Source organism: Azotobacter beijerinckii, assembly GCF_900110885.1.
GTDB classification, from domain to species: domain Bacteria; phylum Pseudomonadota; class Gammaproteobacteria; order Pseudomonadales; family Pseudomonadaceae; genus Azotobacter; species Azotobacter beijerinckii.
This window is the reverse complement of the sequence record NZ_FOFJ01000117.1, coordinates 1-4,864: the sequence shown is the minus strand read 5'-3', so window position 1 is coordinate 4,864 and position 4,864 is coordinate 1. Positions and strand designations below refer to the sequence as shown.

5 protein-coding genes and 1 pseudogene are annotated in these 4,864 nt (G+C 68.3%); 2 read left to right on the top strand and 4 right to left on the bottom strand.

All coding sequences use genetic code 11. From position 1 onward, the window contains the following. Window positions 1–332 (top strand): ISAs1 family transposase (locus tag BMY22_RS22595; protein ID WP_143068621.1); only part of this gene is annotated, 332 nt, incomplete at its 5' end. A gap of 35 nt (window positions 333–367) precedes the next feature. Here the strand turns inward: BMY22_RS22595 and BMY22_RS22590 are convergent. The 3 genes from BMY22_RS22590 to BMY22_RS22580 all read right to left on the bottom strand — a co-directional run bounded on the left by BMY22_RS22590 (window position 368) and on the right by BMY22_RS22580 (window position 3,847). Further along, complete coding sequence (locus BMY22_RS22590; protein WP_090625548.1) at window positions 368–1,402, bottom strand: RNA methyltransferase; 1,035 nt, start codon at window positions 1,400–1,402, stop codon at window positions 368–370. Between the two features lie 76 nt (window positions 1,403–1,478). Beyond that, the gene (gene dbpA / locus BMY22_RS22585) at window positions 1,479–2,864 is read right to left on the bottom strand and encodes an ATP-dependent RNA helicase DbpA (RefSeq protein WP_090625546.1); all 1,386 of its coding nucleotides are present in this window, start codon (window positions 2,862–2,864) and stop codon (window positions 1,479–1,481) included. Window positions 2,865–2,989: 125 nt separating this feature from the next. Further along, entirely contained in the window at window positions 2,990–3,847 is an 858-nt protein-coding gene (locus BMY22_RS22580; RefSeq protein WP_208599380.1) for a 2-keto-4-pentenoate hydratase, read from the bottom strand. Between the two features lie 215 nt (window positions 3,848–4,062). Here BMY22_RS22580 and BMY22_RS22575 point away from each other — a divergent pair, with 215 nt between their 5' ends. Next, a complete protein-coding gene (locus BMY22_RS22575; RefSeq protein ID WP_090625544.1) occupies window positions 4,063–4,491 on the top strand; it encodes an ArsC/Spx/MgsR family protein in 429 nt (142 codons plus the stop codon). Between the two features lie 41 nt (window positions 4,492–4,532). Here BMY22_RS22575 and BMY22_RS24555 read toward each other — a convergent pair. Beyond that, window positions 4,533–4,864, bottom strand: a pseudogene (locus BMY22_RS24555) (IS4 family transposase); the annotation flags it as partial.

Sequence of the window (4,864 nt, the reverse complement as noted above, 5' to 3'; positions counted from 1 at the left end):
AGTCGATTCGCCGCGTGGGCGGCCGGGAAACGCGCGAGTGCCGCTATTTCCTGAGCTCGATCGGCGACCTGGAACGCTTTGCCGGCGTGGTGCGCGACCACTGGGCCATTGAGAACAGCCAGCACTGGGTGTTGGATGTGCAGTTTCGCGAGGATGCCAATCGCAGTCGCAAGGACCACTCGGCCAGCAACCTGGCCGTGATACGCCGTGCGGCACTGAACCTGATACGACAGAACGACAGCAGTCAACTGAGCATTGGCAGGCGGCGCATGCGGGCTTGCACCAATGCGCAGTACCGAACCCAACTGCTGTTTGGCCCGGATGCCTCATAGCGCGATTGCCCTGGATGGTGGCCGCAGGCGGGGACTCAGCGCAGGCGCGGCGGCCGGGTCTTCTCCGCCTGCGTCGCCCGCGCCCGCAACTGCCCGCAGCCGCCGTCGATATCCTGTCCCGCCGAATTGCGCACTTTGGTCAGCACGCCACGGCTGTGCAGGTAGCGCACCAGCTCGACGATCCGTTCGCCGCCGGGGCGCCGGTACTCGTCGGCTTCCAGGCTGTTGTAGGGAATCAGGTTCATCACCGCGTACTTGCCCTTGAGCAGGCGCAGGATGCCCTCCATTTCCTCCAGGCTGTCGTTGATGCCCGCGAGCAGCGTCCACTGGTACTGGATCGGATAGCCGGTCTGCCGCGCATAGGTCTCGCCCCGCTCGACCAGCTCCTGCGGGTCGATACGCGGGGCGCGCGGCAGCAGCCGGTGACGCAGCTCGGCATCGCTGCTGTGCAGCGACAGGGCCAGCGCCGGCTTGACCCGCCCCTGCGGCAGGCGCTCGAACACTCGTGGATCGCCCACCGTGGAGAACACCAGGTTCTTGTGGCCGATGCCGCCGGCGCCGCCGAGCAGGTCGATGGCTTCCAGTACGTTGTCGAGGTTGTGCGCCGGCTCGCCCATGCCCATGAACACCACCTTCTTCACCGGGCGAAAGCGGCGGGCCAAGGCTACCTGGGCGACGATCTCGGCGCTGCCGAGCTGGCGCAGGAGGCCGCTCTTGCCGGTCATGCAGAACACGCAGCCCACCGCGCAACCGACCTGGCTCGACACGCAGAGCCCGCCGCGCGGCAGCAGCACGCTCTCGACCATCTGGCCGTCGCCCAGCTCGACCAGCAGGCGCGCCGAACCGTCGGCGGCCGGATGCTCCGAGCGCAGTCGCGCCAGGCCGGCGACCGTCTCGCTCAGCTGCGGCATGGCTTCGCGTACGCTGAGCGGCAGAAAGTCCTGGGCCTGCTGGTGGCGCGTGCCGGTGTCCAGCGGCCAGCCCTGCAGCCAGGCACGGTCGATCCGCCCGATATGGCGGGGTTTGGCGCCGAGGTCGGCGAGGCGTTGGTGAAAGTCGGCGATTTTCATGGGGCGCGGATGCTACCACCGGGTGCAGGCGACAGGTAGTAGCGCCGTTCCGACCCTCCCGGACACGGTCCGCCGGCTACGCCCGCAGGATGCGCACCTTGAGCGAGCGCCCCTTGATCTTGCCCTCGTCGAGGCGCTTCAGCGCCTGCCGGGCGACGCTGCGCTCGACGGCGACGAAGGCCTGGAAGTCGAAGATGGCGATCTTGCCGACCTGGGCGCCGGGGATGCCGGCCTCGCCGGTCAGCGCACCGAGGATGTCGCCGGGGCGCAGCTTGTCCTTGCGCCCGGCGGCGATGCACAGGGTCACCATCGGCGGTTGCAGCGGCTCGCCGGTCTGCGCCTTGAGGCTGTTCAGCGGGTGCCAGTTCAGCGGGGCTTTCTGCAGGGTTTCGATGGCCTGGGCGCGGTGCGCTTCGGGCGGCGCGACCAGACTCACCGCGATGCCCTTCTTGCCGGCGCGGCCGGTGCGGCCGACCCGGTGGATGTGGGTTTCCGAGTCGCGCGCCAGTTCGACGTTGATCACCAGATCGAGAGCGTCGATGTCGAGGCCGCGGGCGGCGACGTCGGTGGCGACCAGCACCGACAGGCTGCGGTTGGCGAACATCGCCAGCACCTGGTCGCGGTCGCGCTGCTCCAGGTCGCCGTTCAGCGCCATGGCGGAAATGCCCTGGCGGTTCAGGTGTTCGACCAGTTCCTGGCACTGCTGTTTGGTGAAGCAGAACGCCACGGAGGATTCCGGGCGGTAGCAGGCGAGCAGCTTCACCACGGCGTCCATGCGCTGCTCGGGGGCGATCTCGTAGAAGCGCTGCTCGATCTGGCTGTCGTCGTGCAGCGCTTCCGCCTTGACCTGCTGCGGGTCGCGCATGAAGGTCGCGGAGAGCTGCTTGATGCCGGCCGGGTAGGTGGCCGAGAACAGCAGGGTCTGCCGCTTGTCTGGCGTCTGCCCGATGATCTCGGCGATGCTGTCGTAGAAGCCCATGTCGAGCATGCGGTCGGCTTCGTCGAGGACCAGGGTGTTGAGCCCGTCGAGCTTCAGGGTGCCCTTCTTCAGGTGCTCCTGGATGCGACCGGGGGTGCCGACGATGACGTGGGCGCCATGCTCCAGCGAACCGATCTGCGGGCCGAAGGACACGCCGCCGCAGAGGGTGAGGATCTTGATGTTGTCGGCGGCGCGGGCCAGCCGGCGGAGTTCCTTGGCGACCTGGTCGGCCAGCTCGCGGGTCGGGCAGAGCACCAGCGCCTGGCAGCCGAACCAGCGCGGATTGATCGGCTCCAGAAGGCCGATGCCGAAGGCCGCGGTCTTGCCGCTGCCGGTCTTGGCCTGGGCGATCAGGTCCTGGCCCTTGAGGATGACCGGCAGGCTCTGTGCCTGGATCGGCGTCATCGCCGCGTAGCCGAGGGCGTCGAGGTTGGCCAGCATGGCGGCGGAAAGGGGCAGGGCGGAGAAGGCGGTGGTGGTCACGGAGCGAGCCTGAAAGAGCGGAAATGGCGCGCAGTCTATCAGGAGACGGGGGCCGGCCCCGCAATCCTCGGGGGCGTACTGTCGCGCCTTTGACCGGCCCATCGCCGGCGCCTGTGCCTGCGCTTTCAACGGAAGCTCACGCCGACCGAGGGCGTACCGTCCAGCCCTTCGTACACCACCCGCACCTGCTGGCCAGTCTGCGGGAGCAGTGGCTTGGAGAACGAGCCCAGGCTGAGCAGATCGCCGGCCTGCAGGCGAATGCCGCTGCGGGCCAGGTCCCGGGCTAGCCAGATCGCCGCCTCGAGCGGGTGACCCATCACGTCGCTGCCGCGCCCGCGGTCGAGTTCGCGACCCTCGCCGTCGAGCACCCGCACGGTCATGTCGGCCAGTTGCGCGGTCAGCTCCGGCGAGGCCGGCAAGGGCTCGCCCATCACGCCCAGGCGCGCGCCGACGTTGAGGTAGGTGATCGCCGCGCCGTTCAGCGTGCCGGGGTCCCGCACCAGCAGGTCGGGCAGTTCGATGAAGGGGATCAGCGCATCGATGTACTGCATCGCCTGCTCGGGCGTGGTCGCCGAGTGGATCTCCGGGCTCTTGATACGCACCAGCAGGTCCGCTTCGAGGCGCGGCTGCGCGCCGAAGCGCGCCGGCAGTTCGGCACCGTCGGACAGCAGCATGTCCGCGAACAGCGTGCCGCGCACCGGCTGGTCGTGATTGAAGCGTTTTTGCACCGCCGGGTTGGTGAGTCCCGCCTTGTAGCCCACGATCCGGCCCATCTGCCGGCCGAGGAGGGCCACCACCCGGTCGCGTCCGCATTCGGCCTCCGCGAGGGTCAGCGGCGGCGGGGTTTCCAGCGCCTGGCGATCCATGTAGAGCGCCACGAGGTGGGCGGCCTCGGACTCGGAGGGGCAGGCGGCCTGCGCGCTCGCCGCGCCCAGCGCGCAGGCCCAGCCGGCCAGCAGAGGCATCCAGCGTGTTTGGGGCATGGTGTCGTTCCGGTGGAGAGAAGGGGCAAGGTTGGCATTTCGCGAAGGGAAACCCAAGGGGCGGACGCGGTGCCGGCACGGCTCCCTGCCATGTCTGTCGGCTGGGGGCTCGCCTTGTCCTAGGGGCTCGGCGTGTTCCCGAAACCAGCTGACCTCCTTGGTGGCCTTGGTTAAGATCCCGGGCATCAATCCGTCTGATCGCCGAAAGGATCGCCATGACTGCTCAAGCTGCTGCAAAGACCGTCGTCTTCTACGAAAAACCTGGCTGCGGGGGCAATCGCCGCCAGAAAACCCTGCTCCAGGAGCACGGCGTCGAACTGGAGGTCAGGGACCTGCTGAGCACGCCCTGGACCCGCGAGCGTCTGGAGGCCTTCTTCGCCGGACTGGAGAAGGACGCCATGGTCAATACCGCCGCGCCGAAGATCAAATCCGGCGAGGTGGATGTCGTGGCCCTGAGCCGGGACGAGCTGATCGGGAAGATGCTCGCAGAGCCGCTGCTGATCAAACGGCCCCTGCTGGAAGTGGGCGAGACCCGGATTTGCGGCTTCGACATCCCGCGCCTGAACGCGCTGCTGGGCGTGGACATGCCGGTGCCCGAGACCATCAACAGCTGCCTCAAGACGGACAAGTGCTCCTCGCACTGAGCGCCGGCGGCATCCCGTACCGGGCCTGAGCGCCACCCCTTTCAAGGTCTTTTACTTTTCGAGGCCTTGATGAGACGGTCGGTGGAGACATGGGCGCGAGCCGTCGCGGCATCGACCCAGGCCTTGGGCTTTTCCACCTTGGGGCCGCGCTTACTGGTCGCCACCTGGCTGGGCTTGATCTGTCGTGCCAATGCCAACAGGCGCTGTGCCAGTGTGCTGGCCGAATCGTCGGCCCAGGCGGGCCAGTGCTCCACCGCCAGCGCGACGAGCATCCCCTCGTAACGGCTTCTGACCTGCACCGCCAGGTGGTAGGGGGACGCCTCCCAGCCCTCGGGAAGCCGTTCGCGATGTGCCTGTTCCACGCTGCGCTTGA

What these genes read in the sequence shown, in the direction of transcription:
- BMY22_RS22590 (WP_090625548.1), bottom strand. Translation starts at nt 1,402, where the DNA reads ATGAAAATCGCCGACTTTCACCAACGCCTCGCCGACCTCGGCGCCAAA.
- BMY22_RS22580 (WP_208599380.1), bottom strand. Translation starts at nt 3,847, where the DNA reads ATGCCCCAAACACGCTGGATGCCTCTGCTGGCCGGCTGGGCCTGCGCG.
- BMY22_RS22575 (WP_090625544.1), top strand. Translation starts at nt 4,063, where the DNA reads ATGACTGCTCAAGCTGCTGCAAAGACCGTCGTCTTCTACGAAAAACCT.